A 17842-nucleotide genomic window follows, 5' to 3' on the forward strand; every position below is an offset into this window, starting at 1 on the left:
CGGTCCGTTTCAAGCGCTTGTCGCTCGCTGCCTGAGATGGAATGCAACTCCGGCGACTGGCTGCTTACGGTCGAAAACAACAACAAAAACGGCTGCGGTGAAGACCGCATCGACTCTCTGCCCCTGTCAAAAAAGTGTGGTCCGACGCCAGCGCCGGATCGCGATAAATCCAGATAATCCGGGACTCAAGAAGATGAACATCAAATGGCTGACTTTGCCGGCACTCGCTTTGGTGTGCTGCACCACGGGCGCAAGCGCCAAGGAATGGAAGGAGCTGCGATTTGGCGTCAACCCAAGCTACCCACCCTTTGAATCCACCACGGCCGATGGCGGGGTTCAGGGCTTCGGCGTGGATCTGGGCAATGCGATATGTGCCGAGTTGAAGCTGACCTGCGTATGGGTCAGCAATGACTTCGATGGGCTGATTCCGGGACTCAAAGCCGGTAAGTTCGATGCGATCGAATCTTCGATGACCGTTACCGACGCGCGCAAAAAACAGATCGACTTTACCGATCGACTGTACGCCGGACCGACCGCCATCGTCACCCGCAAAGACTCCGGACTGCTGCCTACCGCCGAATCGCTGCGCGGAAAAACCATCGGTTACATGCAGGGCACGATTCAGGAAACCTACGCCAAGGCCAAACTGGGTCCGGGCGGGGTGAAACTGCGGGCCTATCAGAATCAGGACCAGGTCTATGCCGACCTGGTTTATGGCCGTCTCGATGCGTCGATCCAGGACAAGCTGCAAGCGCAGATGAGTTTCCTGACCTCGCCACAAGGGGCGGACTTCCACAACAGTGAAGGCATCAGCGACCCACTGGTGCCGTCAGAAATCGCCATTGGTGTGCGCAAGGACAACGAAGAGCTCAAAGGCATGCTCAATGCCGCCATCAAGGCCCTGCACGACAAGGGCATCTACGCGCAGATCCAGCAGAAACACTTCGGTGATCTGGACCTCTACAACAACTGATCCTCGCGCCCCGATCGATGTGTAGCAGCAACCGGGGCGCATCAAGACAGGTGACTGGCGTGAATTCCTTCCTGAATGTTCTGGGGGTCGACCTTTCGGCCCTGCAAGGCTATGGCCCTTTGTTGCTGCACGGCACCTGGGTCACCCTCAAACTGTCGGCGCTCGCGCTTTTGGTGAGCATGGCGTTGGGGCTGCTCGGCGCGGCGGCCAAGCTGTCGCCGCTGAAGCTGTTCAATCTACCGGCGACTTTTTACACGACGCTGATCCGAGGCGTGCCGGACCTGGTGTTGATGCTGCTGATTTTCTACAGCCTGCAAGGCTGGCTCAGCAGCCTGACCGAGGCCATGGGCTGGCCCTACATGGAAATCGACCCGTTTGTGGCCGGCATCATCACCCTGGGTTTCATCTACGGTGCGTATTTCACCGAGACCTTTCGCGGGGCGATTCTGAGTGTGCCGCGCGGGCAACAGGAAGCCGCGGCGTGCTTTGGCCTGAACCGTTGGCAGCGCTTTCGTTTCGTGGTGTTCCCGCAAATGATGCGTTTTGCCTTGCCGAGCCTTGGCAACAACTGGCTGGTGCTGCTCAAGGCCACGGCGCTGGTATCGATCATCGGTTTGTCGGACCTGGTCAAAGTCGCGCAGGAGGCCGGCAAAAGCACGTTCAATATGCTTGATTTCCTGCTGCTGGCCGCAGCGCTTTACCTGCTGATCACCAGCGCTTCGAACTATGTTTTGCGCGTGCTGGAACGGCGCTACAACCAGGGTGTACGGGGGATGGCGCGATGATCGAGTTGATTGCCGAATACTGGAAACCCTTTCTGTTCAGCGACGGTGAAAGCTTCACCGGATTGGCGATGACCCTGTGGTTGCTGGTGGCGAGCATTACCATGGGGTTCTTCCTGTCGCTGCCCCTGGCGATCTTGCGCGTCTCGCGCTGGGGTGTTTTGCGTTGGCCGGTCCAGCTGTTTACCTACATCTTTCGCGGCACGCCGTTGTATATCCAGTTGCTGATTTGCTACAGCGGGATCTACGGCATCGCTGTGGTCCGTTCGCAGCCATTGCTCGAAGCGTTTTTCCGCGATGCAATGAATTGCACCCTGCTGGCGTTCACCCTCAACACCTGCGCTTACACCGTGGAAATTTTCGCCGGAGCGATCCGCAGTATTCCCTACGGTGAAATCGAAGCGGCACATGCCTATGGCCTCAGTGGCTGGCGCCTGTATCTGCAACTGATCCTGCCTTCGGCGCTGCGCCGTGCGCTGCCGTACTACAGCAACGAAGTGATCCTGATGTTGCACGCGACGTCGGTGGCCTTTACCGCAACGATTCCGGACATCCTGAAAATCGCCCGAGACGCCAATGCGGCGACCTTCATGACGTTCCAGGCATTCGGCATTGCCGGTCTGCTGTACCTCACGCTCTCGTTCGGGCTGGTCGGGGCGTTTCGCCTGGCGGAGAAACGCTGGCTGAACTTTCTGGGCCCGGCCCACTGACTTTCATCATTCATCCAGAGCGGTGCCGATAAGCGTGCCGCTCCAGGAGTACTCGCATGTACAAACTCACGGTTGAAAATCTGTATAAACGTTTTGGTGACAACGAAGTGCTCAAGGGCGTCTCGTTGAACGCACGGGCAGGGGACGTGGTGAGCATGATCGGTGCCAGCGGTTCGGGCAAAAGCACCATGCTGCGCTGCATCAACTTTCTGGAGCGGGCGGACGAAGGCGCTATTGCCTTGGATGGCGAGCGAGTCCTCACCCGTCAGGGCGTCGGTGGCATGCGCGTTGCTAACCCGAAGCAGTTGCAGCGTTTGCGCACGCGACTGGCGATGGTGTTCCAGCATTTCAACTTGTGGAGTCACCTGACCGTGCTGGAGAACATCGTGCTGGCGCCGTGTCGAGTCCTGGGCATGAGTCGCAAGGCCGCCGAAGAGAGCGCACGGGCGTACCTGGACAAGGTCGGCCTGCCGCAACGGGTGGCCGATCAGTACCCGGCGTTTCTGTCGGGCGGGCAGCAACAACGGGTGGCGATCGCCCGTGCCCTGGCGGTGGAACCGGAAATCCTGTTGTTCGACGAGCCCACCTCGGCGCTCGACCCGGAACTGGTCGGCGAAGTCCTGAAGGTGATTCAGGCGCTGGCCGAAGAAGGCCGGACGATGTTGATGGTGACCCACGAAATGGGCTTTGCCCGGCAGGTCTCCAGCCAGGTGTTGTTCTTGCATCAGGGGCGGGTCGAGGAGCAGGGTGATGCTACGATACTCGACCGGCCAAACAGTGAACGTTTGCAGCAATTTCTATCGGGTCGTTTGAAGTGAGGCAAGGCGTACATGGCGGATATCCGCGATCTGTCGATCGTGCTTGATCGTATCGATCAGGCAATCATTGAAGTGTTGCGCCACGAAGGGCGCATCACTTATCAAAAGCTTTCCGAGCGCGTGCACCTGACCCCCAGGCCTTGTCTGGAACGGGTACGCAAGCTGGAACAGCTTGGGGTCATTCGCGGCTATGGTGCGATTCTCGATGAGAAGAAACTGACACCGGGCTTGTCATTGCTGGTGCTGGTGGCGTTGTCGAACCAGAGCGGACGCGCGGCGCAAAAGGCCTTCGAGGCCAAGGTCCGTGCCTGCCCGCAGGTGCTGGAATGTCGCCTGATCAGCGGCGCGTTCGACTACAGCCTGCGCATGCGCTGCCGTGACATGGAGCATTACCGGGTGTTGACCGAAGTCTGGTTTGACGACCCGGATTTGCACATCGACAAACTGGTCAGCCACCCGGAGCTGGCGATGGTCAAGACCACCATGGAGTAAGCATCAAACGCAATAGAACCTGTGGGAGCGGGCTTGCTCGCGAAAGCGTCGTGTCAGTCCACATTGATGGTGGATGACACGACGCTTTCGCGAGCAAGCCCGCTCCCACATTTGATTTGTGTTGTTCACCGAATCGGCTGAAGGGTCAGAATCTTCAGCCGTTTTCATCACCGCCAAAGCCGTTATCAACCGGGTTTTTCCCACTTCAAAACAGACAATGAGCCTCTCTCGACCCTCATTGAGTCTGTGCCCATGCAAACCACCAATACGGTTCTAATGATTCGCCCGACACGTTTCTCCTTCAATCAGGACACAGCGGCGAACAACCGTTTCCAGCGTCCGGCAACCGTTGCTGAAGACGTGCAACTCAAGGCCCTTGCCGAGTTCGATGGCTATGTTGACGCGTTGCGTCGGCACGGCGTCGAGGTCCTGGTGCATAACGACCGCGAAGCGCCGCATACCCCGGACTCGATCTTCCCCAACAACTGGTGGAGCAGCCACCCGGACGGCACCCTGGTGCTGTACCCGATGCAGGGCCACAACCGGCGTCTGGAGCGGGACAAAGGTGTACTCGACGGATTGTTGGACCAATTCCGGGTCGAGCAGGTACTGGACCTGTCCAGCCTCGAAGAGCAGGAGGTTTTCCTGGAGGGCACCGGCAGCATGGTGCTGGATCGCCAGCAGCGGATTTGCTACGCCGGGTATTCAACCCGCACCCACGCCCGGGCCCTGGATCGGTTGGTCAGCCATTTGGGCTATGAACTGTGCGCGTTCAACGCGGTGGACCGCCAAGGCGTGGCGATTTATCACACCAACGTGATGATGAGTGTCGGCACCCGCCTGGCGGTGGTTTGCCTGGCGTCCGTGCCCCAACCGGACGAACGTGAGGCGCTGCGTAAACGGCTCGAAACCAGCGGCAAACAGGTCATCACCTTGAACTGGGCGCAGCTGGAATCCTTCGCCGGCAACATGCTGCAAGTGCACAACGCGGCGGGCGAGCCGCTGCTGGTGATGTCGCGCACAGCCTGGCAATCCCTGGACGCCGATCAGCGTCGCTTGATCGAAACGCACACCACGCCGTTGCCGGTGAACATCGACACCATTGAGCGCATCGGTGGCGGCAGCGCGCGCTGCATGCTGGCCGAGGTGTTTTTGCCCAGACAGCAGGATGCCAGGGAGCAACTGCGATGATCGTTCGTCCTGCAACGCCTGATGAGCAACAAGACCTTCATCGCCGTCAAGGCTGAAGGCTGCGAACACCGGGATGGCATCGACATCTTCGACGGTGGCCCGCAGATCGAATCCGCCACCGCGGCCATCCCTGCGGTGCGCGACAGCCAGGTGCTGCAACTGAGCATTGGCACACCGGGGCAGCAAGCGGCGACTTACCTGATCCGTAACCGCCCGTTTGCCGAGCCCCACATCCCTTAGGGCGAGTCACTCTCTGCGTCCCGCCTGCTTTTGGCCGATTGTAATCAGTCGCGACCATCGTCATTCACAGTTCCGTAAACGGGTTTCCAGAATCAGATGCGTATTTTCCGCAGGGAGAGCGGTGCCTGTTCTTTCTGTGTGACGGGATGATGTTAAAATATGTTATTCCGAAAAAATACTTCACATAATCCGTTCATTGGTGGATTATCTGCCCAGCCGGTATGACAACCGGATAACACGACAACAACAGGACCGCCTTGATGTTCGATGAGATTCCGACTCACGTGCTGAACGACAGCTCCTCTCATCGGGTATATCCGCTCGGTGCTGATCCTGTCTGCCGAAGCCCTATCTACAACGCGGCCAACGTCTGCACCTTGCTGACGCTGAAGCAGTCGCTGCTTTCCTCTGGAGTACCCCATGAATAACAAGAATGTCGGTGTAGTCGGTCTGGGCGCGATGGGGCTGGGCATCGCCCGCTCGTTGTTGCGCAGCGGTTTCAATGTGCATGCCTGTGATGTGCGCGCTGCCGTAACGGAGCAGTTTGCCGGGGAGGGCGGTGTGGCTTGCCTGTCACCGTCGCACATGGCCGCTGAGTGTGACGTGATCATTACCGTGGTGGTCAACGCCGAGCAGACCGAGACCGTATTGTTTGGTGAGGGTGGGGCCGTGGCCTCTCTGCGGCCGGGCAGCCTGGTGATCGGCTGCGCCACAGTCGCTCCGACTTACGCCGTGGATCTTGGCCAGCGCCTGGCCGCGGTGGGCCTGCTCTATCTGGATGCACCGATTTCCGGTGGCGCCGCCAAGGCTGCCGCTGGCGAGATGACCATGATGACCTCGGGCCCGGCCGACGCCTATTCCAAGGCTGAGTCGATCCTGGCGGGCATGGCCGGCAAGGTGTATCGCCTGGGTGACGTTCATGGCCTGGGGTCGAAGGTCAAAATCATCAACCAGCTGCTCGCCGGGGTACATATTGCCGCGTCTGCCGAAGCCATGGCACTGGGCTTGCGTGAAGGGGTCGATGCCGATGCGCTGTACGAAGTGATTACCCATAGCGCCGGTAATTCCTGGATGTTCGAAAACCGCGTTCCGCACATTCTCAAGGCTGACTACACGCCGTTGTCCGCGGTGGATATTTTCGTCAAGGACCTGGGCCTGGTGCTGGATACCGCCCGGGCCAGCAAATTCCCTCTGCCACTGTCGGCCACCGCTCACCAGATGTTCATGCAGGCGTCCAGTGCAGGCTTCGGCCGTGAGGACGACTCGGCGGTGATCAAAATTTTCCCGGGCATCGAATTGCCGACTGCCAAGTCCTGAGTCCGTTTGAGGAACACCCCATGACAACATCCACCGCACGCCCGCTGCTGGGCTGCATAGCCGACGATTTCACCGGGGCCACGGACCTGGCCAACATGCTGGTGCGTGGCGGTATGCGCACCGTGCAAAGCATCGGCATCCCGAGCGCGCAAGTGGCTGCCGGGCTTGATGCCGATGCGATCGTCATTGCCCTGAAGTCGCGTACCACGCCAGTGGTCGAAGCGGTCGAACAGTCCCTCGCCGCGCTGGCCTGGTTGCGCGAACAAGGCTGCGAGCAGATTTTTTTCAAGTATTGCTCGACGTTCGACTCCACCGCGGCCGGCAATATCGGCCAGGTCAGCGAAGCACTGCTGGCCGCACTGGGTAGCGACTTCACCCTGGCTTGCCCGGCATTCCCGGAGAATGGCCGGACGATCTTTCGCGGTCACTTGTTTGTGCAGGATCAGTTGCTCAGCGAGTCGGGCATGCAGCATCACCCGTTGACCCCGATGACCGATGCCAATCTGGTTCGGGTGCTGCAAGCGCAGACCCGCCTGAACGTCGGCCTGTTGCGCTATGACACCATTGCCCGCGGCGCTGAGCAGGTGCGGGCGCAAATCGCTGAACTGAGGGCTCAGGGTGTCGGCATGGCCATCGCTGATGCCTTGTCGGATAGCGATCTATATACCCTGGGTACCGCTTGTGCTGATTTGCCGTTGTTGACGGGTGGTTCGGGGCTGGCCCTGGGCCTGCCGGATAATTTCCGTCGTGCCGGCAAGCTGCGCGACCTCGATGCCTCCAGACTCCCGGTGGTGTCCGGCGGGGAAGTGGTGTTGGCGGGCAGTGCTTCGATCGCCACCAATGGGCAAGTGGCCGCCTGGCTCGAAGCTGGCCGGCCAGCCCTGCGCATTGACCCGTTGGCCTTGGCGGCTGGCGAGCCGGTGGTGGCGCAAGCCTTGGCCTTCGCCCGCGATAACGACCAAACCGTATTGATCTACGCCACCAGCTCCCCGGAAGAGGTCAAGTTGGTGCAACAGCAACTGGGTGTCGAGCAGGCCGGTAGCCTGGTGGAAAACGCCTTTGGCGAAATTGCCCAAGGCCTGCGCCAGAGCGGCGTGCGCCGCTTCGTGATCGCTGGCGGAGAAACCTCGGGTGCTGTGGTCCAGGCGTTGGGCGTGCAGTTGCTACAGATTGGCGCGCAGATTGATCCAGGTGTACCGGCGACCGTCAGCAGTACTGACGAACCTTTGGCGTTGGCACTCAAGTCGGGCAACTTCGGTGCCCGGGATTTCTTCAGTAAAGCCTTGAACCAACTCGCCCAGGCCGGGGGTGCGCAATGAGTAACGAGAACGCCCTGCGCGAAGAAATCTGTGAGGTTGGCCGCAGCCTTTACCAGCGTGGATACACCGTCGGCAGCGCCGGCAATATCAGCGCGCGCCTGGACGATGGTTGGTTGATCACGCCGACGGATGTCTGCCTCGGGCGTCTCGATCCGGCGACCATCGCCAAGGTCAACCTGGCCGGCGAATGGGTGTCCGGGGACAAGCCTTCAAAGACCCTGGCGCTGCATCGCCAGGTCTACGACCGCAACCCGAATGTCGGCGGCGTGGTGCATACCCACTCCACCCATCTGGTGGCGTTGACGCTGGCCGGTGTCTGGCAGGCGGACGACATTCTGCCGCCGCTGACGCCGTATCAGGTCATGAAAGTCGGGCATATCCCGTTGATTGGCTACCAGCGACCCGGTTCGCCGAAGGTTGCCGAACAGGTCGCCCTGCTGGCCAATAGCGTTCGCGGCGTAATGCTCGAACGACTTGGCCCGGTGGTCTGGGAGAGTTCGGTATCCAGGGCCAGCTACGCCCTGGAAGAGCTTGAGGAAACCGCGCGGCTCTGGTTGATGAGCAATCCAAAACCTGAACCGCTCGATCAGGCGGCGCTGAACGAACTGCGAGACACCTTCGGTGCGCACTGGTAAAGCGCGGGCGTAACACGACCTAAAACGATACTGCAGGCCCTGTCCGGGAAACGCACAGCGACTCTCGACGGACCCGGCTTGCCTGAAAAAACAATAACAACAGGAAATCCAACATGACTCACCTTCACTGCGGCATGTTCAGATCCAGTGGCAGACCCGTTTCATTTACCCGGCGTGGAGGGTTTGTGAAATGAGCCCGTTAGTCCTGTTGATTACCGCAGGGGTGGGCATCGCGCTGTTGTTGTTCCTGGTGCTCAAGTACAAGTTTCAACCCTTCGTGGCCTTGATGCTGGTGAGCATTCTGGTGGCGCTGGTGGCCGGGGTGAAACCGGCCGATCTGGTCGCTACCATCGAAGGCGGCATGGGCAAGACCTTGGGCCATATCGCGATCATCATTGCCCTGGGCGCGATGATCGGGCGGATCATCGAGCTTTCCGGCGGTGCCGAGGCGCTGGCCAAGACGCTGATCACTCGTTTCGGCAACCGGCGTACGCCCCTGGCGTTGACGATTGCCGGCTTCATGGTCGGGGTGCCGGTGTTCTTCGAGGTCGGCGTGATCATCCTGATGCCGCTGGCCTATGGTGTGGCACGCAGTGCGCGTAAGCCATTGTTGGTGTTTGCGCTGCCGATGTGCGCCGCGTTGTTGACCGTCCATGCCTTCCTGCCGCCACACCCGGGCGCAGTGGCCGCTGCCAGTCAATTGGGTGCGGACCTGGGCCGCGTGCTGATGTTCGGTCTGCCAATCACCGCATTCCTTTGCTATGTCGGCTACCGCGTGGCCGGGCGCATGACCCGTCGGGCGTACCCGATGACCGACGATATCCGTGCCGAGGTCTATGGTCCGCATGTGACCAACGAGGATCTGGCCGCGTGGTCCAATGGCAACGACAAGAGCCCTGAACGAGCGGCTGTGGCCGTGTCGCACATGGGCCTGGAAGAGGCTACCAGCAGCATCGTTTCCAAGTTGCCGCCGGCGCCAGCACCAGGGTTTGGCCTGATCGTCAGCCTGATCGCACTACCGATCATTCTGATTCTGCTGGGGACGCTGTCCACCTCGTTGTTGCCTGCCGAATCGATCCTGCGCGGCATCATGACCGTGCTCGGCGCGCCGCTGGTGGCGCTGTTGATCGACACCTTGCTGTGTGCCTGGCTGCTGGGTTCGCGTCGGGGCTGGAGCCGCACCCAGGTGTCTGACGTGATCGGTTCGGCCTTGCCCGGTGTGGCCATGGTGATTCTGATTGCCGGTGCCGGCGGTGTGTTCGGCAAGGTGCTGGTGGATACCGGGATCGGTGCCGTGGTCTCCGATATGCTGCGCACTACCGGTCTGCCGGTGCTGGCGCTGGGTTTTCTGCTGACCATGCTGTTGCGCGCGGTGCAGGGCTCGACCACCGTGGCGCTGGTGACCACTGCCGGCATCATCAGCCCGCTGATTGCGACCCTCGATCTCACCCCCAACCACATGGCCCTGCTGTGCCTGGCCATGGGTGGTGGCGGCTTGGCCATGTCCCATATCAATGACGCCGGCTACTGGATCTTCACCAAGCTGGCCGGGCTGAATGTGGCCGACGGTCTGCGCACCTGGACGGTATTGACCACCTTGCTCGGCACCTTGGGTTTCTGTATTACCCTGCTGATCTGGCCCTTTGTCTAACCCTTTTTCTCAGGAGCTACCATGCCTCGTTTTGCTGCAAACCTCAGCATGCTCTACCCGGAACATGAGTTTCTGGATCGCTTCGCCGCCGCGGCTGCCGATGGTTTCGAAGCGGTGGAGTATCTGTTTCCCTACGATTACAGCGCTGAAGAACTCAGGCAACGCTTGAGCGACAATGGCCTGGTGCAGGCACTGTTCAACGCGCCACCCGGTGATTGGGCGGCGGGGGAGCGGGGCACGGTGTCGTTGCCGGGCCGGGAGAGTGAATTTCGTAGCGGGTTTGATCGCGCCCTGGATTACGCCAGCGTGCTGGGCAATTCGCGCATCCATGTGATGGCCGGGCTGTTGCCGTCGGAGAGCGATCGCCCACGGCATCACGGCGTGTACCTGGAAAACCTGGCCTACGCCACCGCTCAGGCGGACAAGGCCGGGATAACGGTATTACTCGAACCGATCAATACGCGGGACATGCCGGGCTTTTTCCTCAACCGCCAGGACCAGGCCCAGGCCATCTGCAAGGAAGTGGGTGCCAGTAACCTGAAGGTTCAGTTCGACTGCTACCACTGCCAAATCGTCGAGGGCGACCTGGCCACCAAACTGCGTCGGGACTTCGATGGTATCGGTCACATCCAGATTGCCGGCGTGCCGGATCGGCATGAACCGGACCTGGGGGAAGTCAATTATCCCTATCTGTTCGAGCTGATCGACCAGTTGGGTTATGACGGCTGGGTAGGGTGCGAATACCGGCCACGAGGCAACACGTCTGCCGGCTTACAGTGGTGGCGCGACTGGAAGGCGCGCCAGATGCAATAGAGGAGGGCGGTGACGGGCTCCGCTGGATGCAGGAGCCCGTCGTCTCAGGCCGGTGTATTGTCAGCCGGCAGCAACAGTTCGACACCCTGCTTGCGGATGCCATCGGCCGCAGCGTGGGTCAATGCGTCGTCGCTGAGGATGATGTCGAACTGCTCGAGCCCGGCGATCCTGTACATACTGAATGTGCCGTATTTCGAACTGCTGGCCACCAGCACCACTTGCGACGCCGATTGCATCGCGGCTTGCTTGACCTCCACCTTCAGCGCCGAAGGCGTGGTGAGGCCACGACGCAAATCCCAGGAACTGGTCGATATGAACGCGATATCGGTGACCACCTGACGCAGGGTGGCAACCGCCAGGCCGCCTACACACGATTGATTGGAGTGATCCAGCTGCCCGCCGGTATGAATCACCGTGACATGGGGGGCTTCGATCAGTGCCTGGACAATGCCGAAGTCGTTAGTCACCACGGTCATGCCGGACAGCGCCTTGATAAAGGGGACGATTTCCAGCGTGCTGGTTCCCGCATCCAGGTAAATCGTCATGTCGGCATGCAATAGCCGGGCGGCGAGCCTGGCCATGGCCTGTTTCTGCGGTAACTCGACCACCGCCTTGAGCTGATGGCTGGGCTCACTGTGCAGCTGGCTGGCGATCCGCACCCCACCCGTTACCGAATAAGCACGACCTTCCTGTTCCAGCAACGCGATGTCGCGGCGTATGGTCATGTGCGAACAGTCGAACATATCCATCAATTGATGAACGCTCAGCACCTGATGCTTGCGCAACTGTCGCAGCATCAATTCACGGCGCTGTTCAGGGATCATCGGTGCGCCGCTTTCGACGGCGATGTCCTTTTGACTAGGCATTCGGGCTCCAGAATGAAGAAATCCGCAGACAAGAAAGGCGGGTAAACATAGTAGCGAATCTGCGGCTGGATCAGTAGCGCGACGAGGCACCGAGCCCGTTCTTCTGTTTAAAAGGTGATTTTTTAGCACGGCTACCCCCACAGGGCAAAACCGATACGGAGCATCACGCAGTAGCTTCTGCAGTAGTTTCTAAAGCTGCTGATCAATCAAAACCGCGTTGCTATAGATCAAGCTTCCATCGCTCGCTCGATGCCCGACCAAATGGTACTGACCGCGCTCGTTGTGGATATAGACGCGCATCTGGCAGTCGGACAAAGGTCCGTATCCCTCTGGCAAGATCAATTCCAGTGTGTTCATGTCGACATCGACCATGGCTTCACGCTCATGGGTCTTCTGCAGGCGTTCTTCAGCTTGCTCCAGACCCAGATGGAGGGGGCCATCGACGTAAAAATGGATTTCACCCATCGGGGTCGACTTTTGTTCTCCGTTGACTTTGCACCAGCCTTCGATCGTCAAGGCACTCATGGCGAAATCTCCGTTGTGGACGGCTGGACGCTATCGCTATTGGCCGTCACTGGTCTGACCGCTATGCATAGGCGAAGATCTTTGCGGGCGCTGTTAACCGATCTTTGCCTTCCGTAATCCGACTTTGATTATAGCTGGCAACAGGACCTCGCTTGCTCGACGTGTCGTCCAGGCGAGGTGTGTTGCTTAATAGTTACAGTTATATATAGCGAATAGGTTTCAAGTGATCAAGTTGATGCTGAAGTTGGAATATCCAAGGGGCAAGGCTTTTCAGGAAAAGCGCTTGTTCCGGCCATGAACTATACTTCCTGCGGACTTTGCCACGAACACAGGTGGTATCTGTCTAGCCTGTTTTGGCGTCAGATTAGTATTGATTTGACGATGTTGTTCTGTGGCGATGCTTATGCATGCCGATGAGTAACAGGAATAGGATGAAAGCAAAATGGCAATGGCAATTATTCTTGTACTAATCGTTATTGCATCAGTGCTGTTCCATATATTAGCGCCTTGGCATGCGACACCGGCAGCGTCCAACTGGGGATCCATAGACACCACCCTGTTCATCACCCTGATCATCAGCGGAATATTCTTCATCGCCATCACGGTTTTCATGGCGGTAGCTGTGATGCGTTATCGTCACAAGGAGGGTTCCAGGGCGCACTACCAGCCAGAAAGTAAAAAGTTGGAAACATGGTTGATTATCGTGACCTCGATAGGCATTGCCGCGATGTTGGCGCCAGGCCTGGTTGTTTACAGTGACTTCATCCGGGTGCCGAAAAATGCTTATGAGCTTGAAGTGGTCGCCCAGCAATGGCAGTGGGCCTTTCGTTTTCCCGGCCAGGACGGGAAGCTGGGCAAGTCGGATATCAAGTTTGTTGATTCCGCCAATCCCTTCGGCCTTGACCCCAAGGATCCTGTCGGGCAAGACGATGTGCTTATAAGAAACAATGAAATTCGCCTTCCGCTCGATCAGCCAGTAAAAGTTTTACTGCGCTCTAAAGATGTGCTGCACAATTTTTATGTGCCGCAAATTCGAAGCAAGATGGACATGGTGCCGGGGATGGTGTCGTACTTTTGGTTTACGCCGACTAAAACCGGAAAATATGAAATCCTTTGCGCTGAATATTGCGGCCTGGGTCATTACAACATGCGCGGTCAGATGATCGTGGAAGAACGGGACGCCTTCGATCGATGGCTGAGCAGCCAACCGACTTTTGCGCAAACATTAACGACAGCGGCCAGCCCCAGTCGGGACAGCGTGCTGGAAAAAGGTCGCCAGTTGGTCGAACAGCTCGGCTGCAGTGCCTGCCATAGCCAGGACGGCAGTGCCAGTCTCGGCCCGGGATGGAAGGGGCTGTACGGCCGCACCGAACAGCTTGCCGATGGCACCGGTGTGCAGGTCGATGAGGCCTACCTGAAAGAGTCGATCCTCGATCCGAAGGCCCGATTGGTACAAGGCTACCCGCCAGTCATGGTGGCCTATACTCTCAATGACGATGAATTGGGCGCACTCGTCGCCCTGATCAAATCACTGGGTGCCGCGCAGCAAGACAATGAACCTTCTGCCAGCGAAGCGTCGGGCCCAGGTGACGACTTGGCGGCGCAGGGACAGCGGTTGGCTCAGTCGCTCGGCTGTCTGGCCTGCCACAGTGTCGATGGCAGTCAGGGCGTCGGCCCCACCTGGCAGGGGCTGTATGACAAGACAGTAACCCTTGCCGACGGTACGACGATAAAGGCCGATGAGGGCTATATAAAGGATTCGGTTCTTAATCCCGGTGCCAAAATCGTCAAGGGCTATGCAGCCATCATGCCGGCCTTTGCTCCGAGCGATAAGGAGTTGAACGCACTGATCGCTTTTATCAAATCCAAAGCGAATGCCGACGCCGATGCGAACAAGGCGGAGCCAGGGAAGTAGCCGTAAAGCAGCCAGGAATGCACCGAAACTTCGACAGGAGGATGACGTGATGGCCTATGCGGAGCACGCCGAAACAGAAGCACTGCACGAACCCAAGAGTTTCCTGACCAAATATATCTGGAGTCAGGACCACAAGGTCATCGCCATTCAATATTCCTTGACGGCTTTATTCGTGGGCGTTATCGCCGTAGTGTTGTCCGGCTTGATGCGCATGCAGATCGGCTTCCCCGGCAGTTTGGCGTTCATGGACGCCAGTGCTTACTATCAGGCGATGACCATGCACGGCATGATCATGGTCATTTACTTACTGACGGCCTTGTTTCTGGGTGGCTTCGGCAACTATCTGATCCCACTGATGGTGGGCGCCCGCGACATGGTCTTCCCCTATGTCAACATGCTGAGTTACTGGTTCTACCTGCTGGCGGTACTGGTGTTGCTCTCCAGTTTCTTTGTCCCGGGCGGCCCCACCGGTTCGGGCTGGACGCTCTACCCGCCACAGTCCATTTCTCAGGGGACACCGGGGGTCGAGTGGGGCATCGTCCTGATGCTCGTCTCACTGGCGATTTTTATTGTCGCGGCCACCATGGGCGGGTTGAACTACGTCACCACGGTATTGCAGGCGCGCACGCACGGCATGACATTGTTTCGCATGCCGCTCTCCGTATGGGGAATCTTCATGGCCTCGATCATGGCCTTGCTGGCGTTCCCTGCGTTGTTCGTCAGTGCGGTCATGATGCTGTTTGACAAGCTGCTGGGCACCAGCTTCTTTATGCCGGCGATGATCTCGCTGGGGCAGCAGCTCGATCACCAGGGTGGCAGCCCGATATTATTCCAGCACCTGTTCTGGTTCTTCGGCCACCCGGAGGTCTACATCGTTGCACTCCCTGCGTTTGGTCTGGTCTCCGACCTGATCAGCACCCATGCGCGTAAAAATATCTTCGGCTACCGAATGATGGTGTGGGCCATTATTGCAATTGGCGTACTCAGCTTTGTGGTCTGGGCGCACCATATGTATGTCAGCGGAATGAACCCGTACTTTGGCTTTTTCTTCGCCGTCACCACCTTGATCATCGCGGTGCCGACCGCACTGAAAGTCTACAACTGGGTGCTGACCCTGTGGCGCGGCGACATCCATCTGACCGTGCCGATGCTGTTTGCCCTGGCCTTTATCGTCACCTTCCTGGTCGGCGGTCTGACCGGCTTGTTTCTCGGCAATGTGATCGTGGATATCCCGCTCTCGGACACCTATTTCGTCGTCGCCCATTTTCATATGGTCATGGGGGTTGCACCGGTACTGGTGGTGTTCGGCGGTATTTATCATTGGTTCCCGAAAGTAACCGGGCGCATGTTGAACGATACCCTGGGCAAGCTGCATTTCTGGATTACCTTTCTGGGCACCTACGCCATCTTCTTCCCCATGCACTACCTGGGATTCCAGGGCATGCCACGCCGCTACTACGCCTATGAAAACTACGCGTTCATCCCGCAGTCGGCGCAAGATTTGAATGCTTTCATTACGGTGATCGCATTGTTCGTCGGCGTTTCCCAACTGCTGTTTCTGTTCAACCTGGCCTGGAGTGTGTTTAAAGGCAAGCCCGCAGGCAGTAATCCCTGGGGCGCGGCCAGTCTGGAATGGCAAACGCCGGACACCCCGCCGAAACACGGAAACTGGGGAGAGAAGTTGCCGGTCGTGCATCGTTGGGCCTATGACTACAGTGTGCCGGGGATAGAACAGGATTTCGTTGCGCAAACGGTCTCCGCCGAGGAGCTGGAGCACATGCGGCAACTCAGTGCCGGCACCAAGATAGCGGACGTTAAAACATGAGCAGGTTGCTATTGAGAAACGCCGACGGTTCTGACCCCGGCGGCAGTTGGAGTCGCGATCCCGGGGATGTTCAGTCCGCCGAGGGTGCCGATAGAAGCCAAATCGCAAGAGTGGGCTTGCGCCTGTTTCTGGTCGTGGTGAGTTCGTTATTCTTTCTCTTCCTGATCGCCTTTATTGCCCGTTCACAAATGGCCGACTGGCTGCCCCTGACAGACCCCTTGGCGCCGTTAGCCAATCTCTGGCAGTTATGGCTGAATTCCGCTTTCCTGGTATTGAGTTGCATCGCGCTGCAGGGGTCGCGTATGGCCGCCCGGCAGGCTCGACTGGGCGCAACGGTCATAGGTTTTGCATTGGGGGGCGCATTTGCCATGGCCTTTCTGGTGGGGCAACTCTGGGTCTGGCAGCAGTTTGTCGCCTGGGGCTACTTTGTCGCCAGCAATCCGGCCAACAGTTTCTTCTACCTGTTGACCGGCCTGCATGGGCTCCACCTGCTGGGCGGGCTGATAGCCTGGGGCATAATCGCCGCTAAGTTCCTGCATCGCTTGCCGTTGCCGCAACTCAGCGTCAGCGTAGAGCTCTGTACCATCTATTGGCATTACTTACTGGGTCTTTGGTTCGTGCTATTCGCTTTGCTGGCCAGCACGCCGCAAACCTATGAAGCGATCGCCAGATTCTGCGGCCTGAGGTGAAAAGCCATGGCATCGCACCCACTTGCCCCAGGCGAGACCCGTTCATCCAATCCACCAGACTCACCGCCTGCACCGGGATGGCAGGGCATCGCCAGCGACTGGTCCTCGGATAAGGAGGCCTTCAAGCAGGTCCCCTGGGGCAAGGCGATGATGTGGATATTCCTGCTCAGCGATACGTTTATATTCACCTGTTTTTTAACCGGCTACATGTCGGTACGCATGACCATCACCACCGCCTGGCCGAACCCCAGTGAAGTGTTCGCATTGACGATCGGCGGTCAGGCGATCCCGCTTATTCTGATCGCCATCATGACCTTTGTGCTGATCAGTAGCAGCGGCACCATGGCCATGGCCGTCAATTTCGCCTATCGCCGTGATCGCGTGAAAACCACTGTCCTGATGCTGGCGACCGCGGCCTTGGGGGTGACCTTCGTCGGCATGCAGGCATTTGAATGGAGCAAGCTCATCGCAGAAGGGGTGCGTCCCTGGGGGAACCCCATGGGGGCGGCGCAGTTTGGTGCCAGCTTTTTCATGATTACCGGGTTCCACGGACTGCATGTGTCAATCGGTGCTATCTACCTGAGCATTGTGGCGCTGAAAGTATTCCGGGGTGATTATGAGCGCTCCGGAAACTATCAGAACGTCGAGATAGCCGGGCTTTACTGGCACTTCGTGGACTTGGTGTGGGTGTTTATTTTTGCTTTCTTCTATTTATGGTAGAGGAGCACTGGTGATGGCACAGGCTCAGGGTCAGCAACATCCAATCAGTTTGTACCTAAAGATCTGGGGGCTGTTATTCGTCCTCAGCACGCTGTCGTACCTTGTCGACTATTTCCACTTCCATGGTTACCTTCGGTGGTCCCTGATTATCACTTTCATGTTGTTGAAAGCAGGTTTAATTGTCTCCATCTTCATGCACATGGCCTGGGAACGGTTGGCCATGGTCTACGCCATATTGGTACCACCTTTGTGTTTGCTGGTACTCGTCGGACTGATGGCCACCGAGGCGGACTATGTTTTCCTCAGCCGCGTCATTTCCTTCGGTCAATAATCGACTTTCGGTGACCTTGAGTCTCCAGGG

20 protein-coding genes are annotated in these 17842 nt (G+C 58.4%); 18 read left to right on the forward strand and 2 right to left on the reverse strand.

All coding sequences use genetic code 11. The features are described from left to right. Positions 1 to 193 precede the first annotated feature (193 nt). The 13 genes from F8N80_RS08210 (at position 194) to otnI (ending at position 10941) form a co-directional block, all read left to right on the forward strand. Entirely contained in the window at positions 194 to 973 is a 780-nt protein-coding gene (locus F8N80_RS08210; protein ID WP_150747889.1) for a transporter substrate-binding domain-containing protein, read from the forward strand. Positions 974 to 990: 17 nt separating this feature from the next. After that, complete coding sequence (locus F8N80_RS08215; protein WP_440131182.1) at positions 991 to 1758, forward strand: ABC transporter permease; 768 nt, start codon at positions 991 to 993, stop codon at positions 1756 to 1758. Beyond that, complete coding sequence (locus F8N80_RS08220) at positions 1755 to 2465, forward strand: ABC transporter permease (protein WP_150783657.1); 711 nt, start codon at positions 1755 to 1757, stop codon at positions 2463 to 2465. The genes F8N80_RS08215 and F8N80_RS08220 overlap by 4 nt, the downstream gene beginning before the upstream one ends. 56 nt (positions 2466 to 2521) lie before the next feature. After that, positions 2522 to 3283 carry an ABC transporter ATP-binding protein gene (locus F8N80_RS08225; protein ID WP_007986657.1) on the forward strand — a complete coding sequence of 254 codons (762 nt, stop codon included), beginning with the start codon at positions 2522 to 2524 and terminating at the stop codon, positions 3281 to 3283. Between the two features lie 12 nt (positions 3284 to 3295). After that, positions 3296 to 3775: an Lrp/AsnC family transcriptional regulator gene (locus F8N80_RS08230; RefSeq protein WP_007974731.1), complete on the forward strand. Its 480-nt coding sequence runs from the start codon at positions 3296 to 3298 to the stop codon at positions 3773 to 3775. A gap of 252 nt (positions 3776 to 4027) precedes the next feature. Further along, a complete protein-coding gene (ctlX, locus tag F8N80_RS08235) occupies positions 4028 to 4966 on the forward strand; it encodes a citrulline utilization hydrolase CtlX (RefSeq protein ID WP_150747886.1) in 939 nt (312 codons plus the stop codon). A 21-nt stretch (positions 4967 to 4987) separates the two neighbouring features. Next, positions 4988 to 5206, forward strand: a complete 219-nt coding sequence (locus F8N80_RS08240) for an arginine N-succinyltransferase (RefSeq protein WP_224790661.1) — start codon at positions 4988 to 4990, stop codon at positions 5204 to 5206. Between the two features lie 260 nt (positions 5207 to 5466). Beyond that, positions 5467 to 5634 (forward strand): hypothetical protein, encoded by a 168-nt coding sequence (locus tag F8N80_RS31130; RefSeq protein ID WP_191632885.1) that lies wholly within the window; start codon positions 5467 to 5469, stop codon positions 5632 to 5634. Next, a complete protein-coding gene (ltnD, locus tag F8N80_RS08245) occupies positions 5627 to 6523 on the forward strand; it encodes an L-threonate dehydrogenase (protein ID WP_150747885.1) in 897 nt (298 codons plus the stop codon). Before F8N80_RS31130 ends, ltnD begins: the two co-directional genes overlap by 8 nt. Positions 6524 to 6543: 20 nt before the next feature. Continuing rightward, positions 6544 to 7842 (forward strand): 3-oxo-tetronate kinase, encoded by a 1299-nt coding sequence (gene otnK, locus F8N80_RS08250; RefSeq protein WP_150783658.1) that lies wholly within the window; start codon positions 6544 to 6546, stop codon positions 7840 to 7842. Then, a complete protein-coding gene (gene otnC / locus F8N80_RS08255) occupies positions 7839 to 8477 on the forward strand; it encodes a 3-oxo-tetronate 4-phosphate decarboxylase (protein WP_150747883.1) in 639 nt (212 codons plus the stop codon). The genes otnK and otnC overlap by 4 nt, the downstream gene beginning before the upstream one ends. Positions 8478 to 8667: 190 nt before the next feature. After that, entirely contained in the window at positions 8668 to 10128 is a 1461-nt protein-coding gene (locus F8N80_RS08260; RefSeq protein ID WP_150747882.1) for a GntT/GntP/DsdX family permease, read from the forward strand. Positions 10129 to 10149: 21 nt separating this feature from the next. Continuing rightward, positions 10150 to 10941 carry a 2-oxo-tetronate isomerase gene (gene otnI, locus F8N80_RS08265; RefSeq protein ID WP_150783659.1) on the forward strand — a complete coding sequence of 264 codons (792 nt, stop codon included), beginning with the start codon at positions 10150 to 10152 and terminating at the stop codon, positions 10939 to 10941. 44 nt (positions 10942 to 10985) lie between these two features. Here otnI and F8N80_RS08270 read toward each other — a convergent pair whose 3' ends face one another. Both F8N80_RS08270 and F8N80_RS08275 read right to left on the reverse strand, forming a co-directional pair. Beyond that, positions 10986 to 11807 (reverse strand): DeoR/GlpR family DNA-binding transcription regulator, encoded by an 822-nt coding sequence (locus tag F8N80_RS08270; protein WP_150747880.1) that lies wholly within the window; start codon positions 11805 to 11807, stop codon positions 10986 to 10988. Between the two features lie 189 nt (positions 11808 to 11996). Further along, complete coding sequence (locus F8N80_RS08275) at positions 11997 to 12332, reverse strand: hypothetical protein (protein WP_150747879.1); 336 nt, start codon at positions 12330 to 12332, stop codon at positions 11997 to 11999. Between the two features lie 442 nt (positions 12333 to 12774). Between F8N80_RS08275 and F8N80_RS08280 the strand changes: the two genes are divergently transcribed. Genes F8N80_RS08280 through F8N80_RS08300 form a run of 5 tightly spaced genes read left to right on the forward strand, consistent with a single transcriptional unit; the run spans position 12775 to position 17812 of the window. Further along, positions 12775 to 14247 (forward strand): cytochrome c oxidase subunit II, encoded by a 1473-nt coding sequence (locus F8N80_RS08280; RefSeq protein ID WP_150783660.1) that lies wholly within the window; start codon positions 12775 to 12777, stop codon positions 14245 to 14247. 49 nt (positions 14248 to 14296) lie between these two features. Continuing rightward, entirely contained in the window at positions 14297 to 16072 is a 1776-nt protein-coding gene (ctaD, locus tag F8N80_RS08285; protein ID WP_150783693.1) for a cytochrome c oxidase subunit I, read from the forward strand. Beyond that, entirely contained in the window at positions 16069 to 16761 is a 693-nt protein-coding gene (locus F8N80_RS08290; RefSeq protein WP_150783661.1) for a cytochrome c oxidase subunit 3, read from the forward strand. The genes ctaD and F8N80_RS08290 overlap by 4 nt, the downstream gene beginning before the upstream one ends. A 6-nt stretch (positions 16762 to 16767) precedes the next feature. After that, the gene (locus F8N80_RS08295; protein WP_150747876.1) at positions 16768 to 17481 is read left to right on the forward strand and encodes a heme-copper oxidase subunit III family protein; all 714 of its coding nucleotides are present in this window, start codon (positions 16768 to 16770) and stop codon (positions 17479 to 17481) included. A 13-nt stretch (positions 17482 to 17494) separates the two neighbouring features. Then, positions 17495 to 17812, forward strand: a complete 318-nt coding sequence (locus F8N80_RS08300) for a cytochrome C oxidase subunit IV family protein (protein ID WP_150747875.1) — start codon at positions 17495 to 17497, stop codon at positions 17810 to 17812. Positions 17813 to 17842 lie beyond the last annotated feature (30 nt).

This window comes from Pseudomonas fluorescens, assembly GCF_902497995.1.
GTDB classification, from domain to species: Bacteria; Pseudomonadota; Gammaproteobacteria; order Pseudomonadales; family Pseudomonadaceae; genus Aquipseudomonas; species Aquipseudomonas fluorescens_BK.

Coding starts and splice junctions, on each gene's coding strand:
- F8N80_RS08210 (WP_150747889.1), top strand. CDS start 194: ATGAACATCAAATGGCTGACTTTGCCGGCACTCGCTTTGGTGTGCTGC.
- F8N80_RS08215 (WP_440131182.1), top strand. CDS start 991: ATGTGTAGCAGCAACCGGGGCGCATCAAGACAGGTGACTGGCGTGAAT.
- F8N80_RS08220 (WP_150783657.1), top strand. CDS start 1,755: ATGATCGAGTTGATTGCCGAATACTGGAAACCCTTTCTGTTCAGCGAC.
- F8N80_RS08225 (WP_007986657.1), top strand. CDS start 2,522: ATGTACAAACTCACGGTTGAAAATCTGTATAAACGTTTTGGTGACAAC.
- F8N80_RS08230 (WP_007974731.1), top strand. CDS start 3,296: ATGGCGGATATCCGCGATCTGTCGATCGTGCTTGATCGTATCGATCAG.
- ctlX (WP_150747886.1), top strand. CDS start 4,028: ATGCAAACCACCAATACGGTTCTAATGATTCGCCCGACACGTTTCTCC.
- F8N80_RS08240 (WP_224790661.1), top strand. CDS start 4,988: ATGAGCAACAAGACCTTCATCGCCGTCAAGGCTGAAGGCTGCGAACAC.
- F8N80_RS31130 (WP_191632885.1), top strand. CDS start 5,467: ATGTTCGATGAGATTCCGACTCACGTGCTGAACGACAGCTCCTCTCAT.
- ltnD (WP_150747885.1), top strand. CDS start 5,627: ATGAATAACAAGAATGTCGGTGTAGTCGGTCTGGGCGCGATGGGGCTG.
- otnK (WP_150783658.1), top strand. CDS start 6,544: ATGACAACATCCACCGCACGCCCGCTGCTGGGCTGCATAGCCGACGAT.
- otnC (WP_150747883.1), top strand. CDS start 7,839: ATGAGTAACGAGAACGCCCTGCGCGAAGAAATCTGTGAGGTTGGCCGC.
- F8N80_RS08260 (WP_150747882.1), top strand. CDS start 8,668: ATGAGCCCGTTAGTCCTGTTGATTACCGCAGGGGTGGGCATCGCGCTG.
- otnI (WP_150783659.1), top strand. CDS start 10,150: ATGCCTCGTTTTGCTGCAAACCTCAGCATGCTCTACCCGGAACATGAG.
- F8N80_RS08270 (WP_150747880.1), bottom strand. CDS start 11,807: ATGCCTAGTCAAAAGGACATCGCCGTCGAAAGCGGCGCACCGATGATC.
- F8N80_RS08275 (WP_150747879.1), bottom strand. CDS start 12,332: ATGAGTGCCTTGACGATCGAAGGCTGGTGCAAAGTCAACGGAGAACAA.
- F8N80_RS08280 (WP_150783660.1), top strand. CDS start 12,775: ATGGCAATGGCAATTATTCTTGTACTAATCGTTATTGCATCAGTGCTG.
- ctaD (WP_150783693.1), top strand. CDS start 14,297: ATGGCCTATGCGGAGCACGCCGAAACAGAAGCACTGCACGAACCCAAG.
- F8N80_RS08290 (WP_150783661.1), top strand. CDS start 16,069: ATGAGCAGGTTGCTATTGAGAAACGCCGACGGTTCTGACCCCGGCGGC.
- F8N80_RS08295 (WP_150747876.1), top strand. CDS start 16,768: ATGGCATCGCACCCACTTGCCCCAGGCGAGACCCGTTCATCCAATCCA.
- F8N80_RS08300 (WP_150747875.1), top strand. CDS start 17,495: ATGGCACAGGCTCAGGGTCAGCAACATCCAATCAGTTTGTACCTAAAG.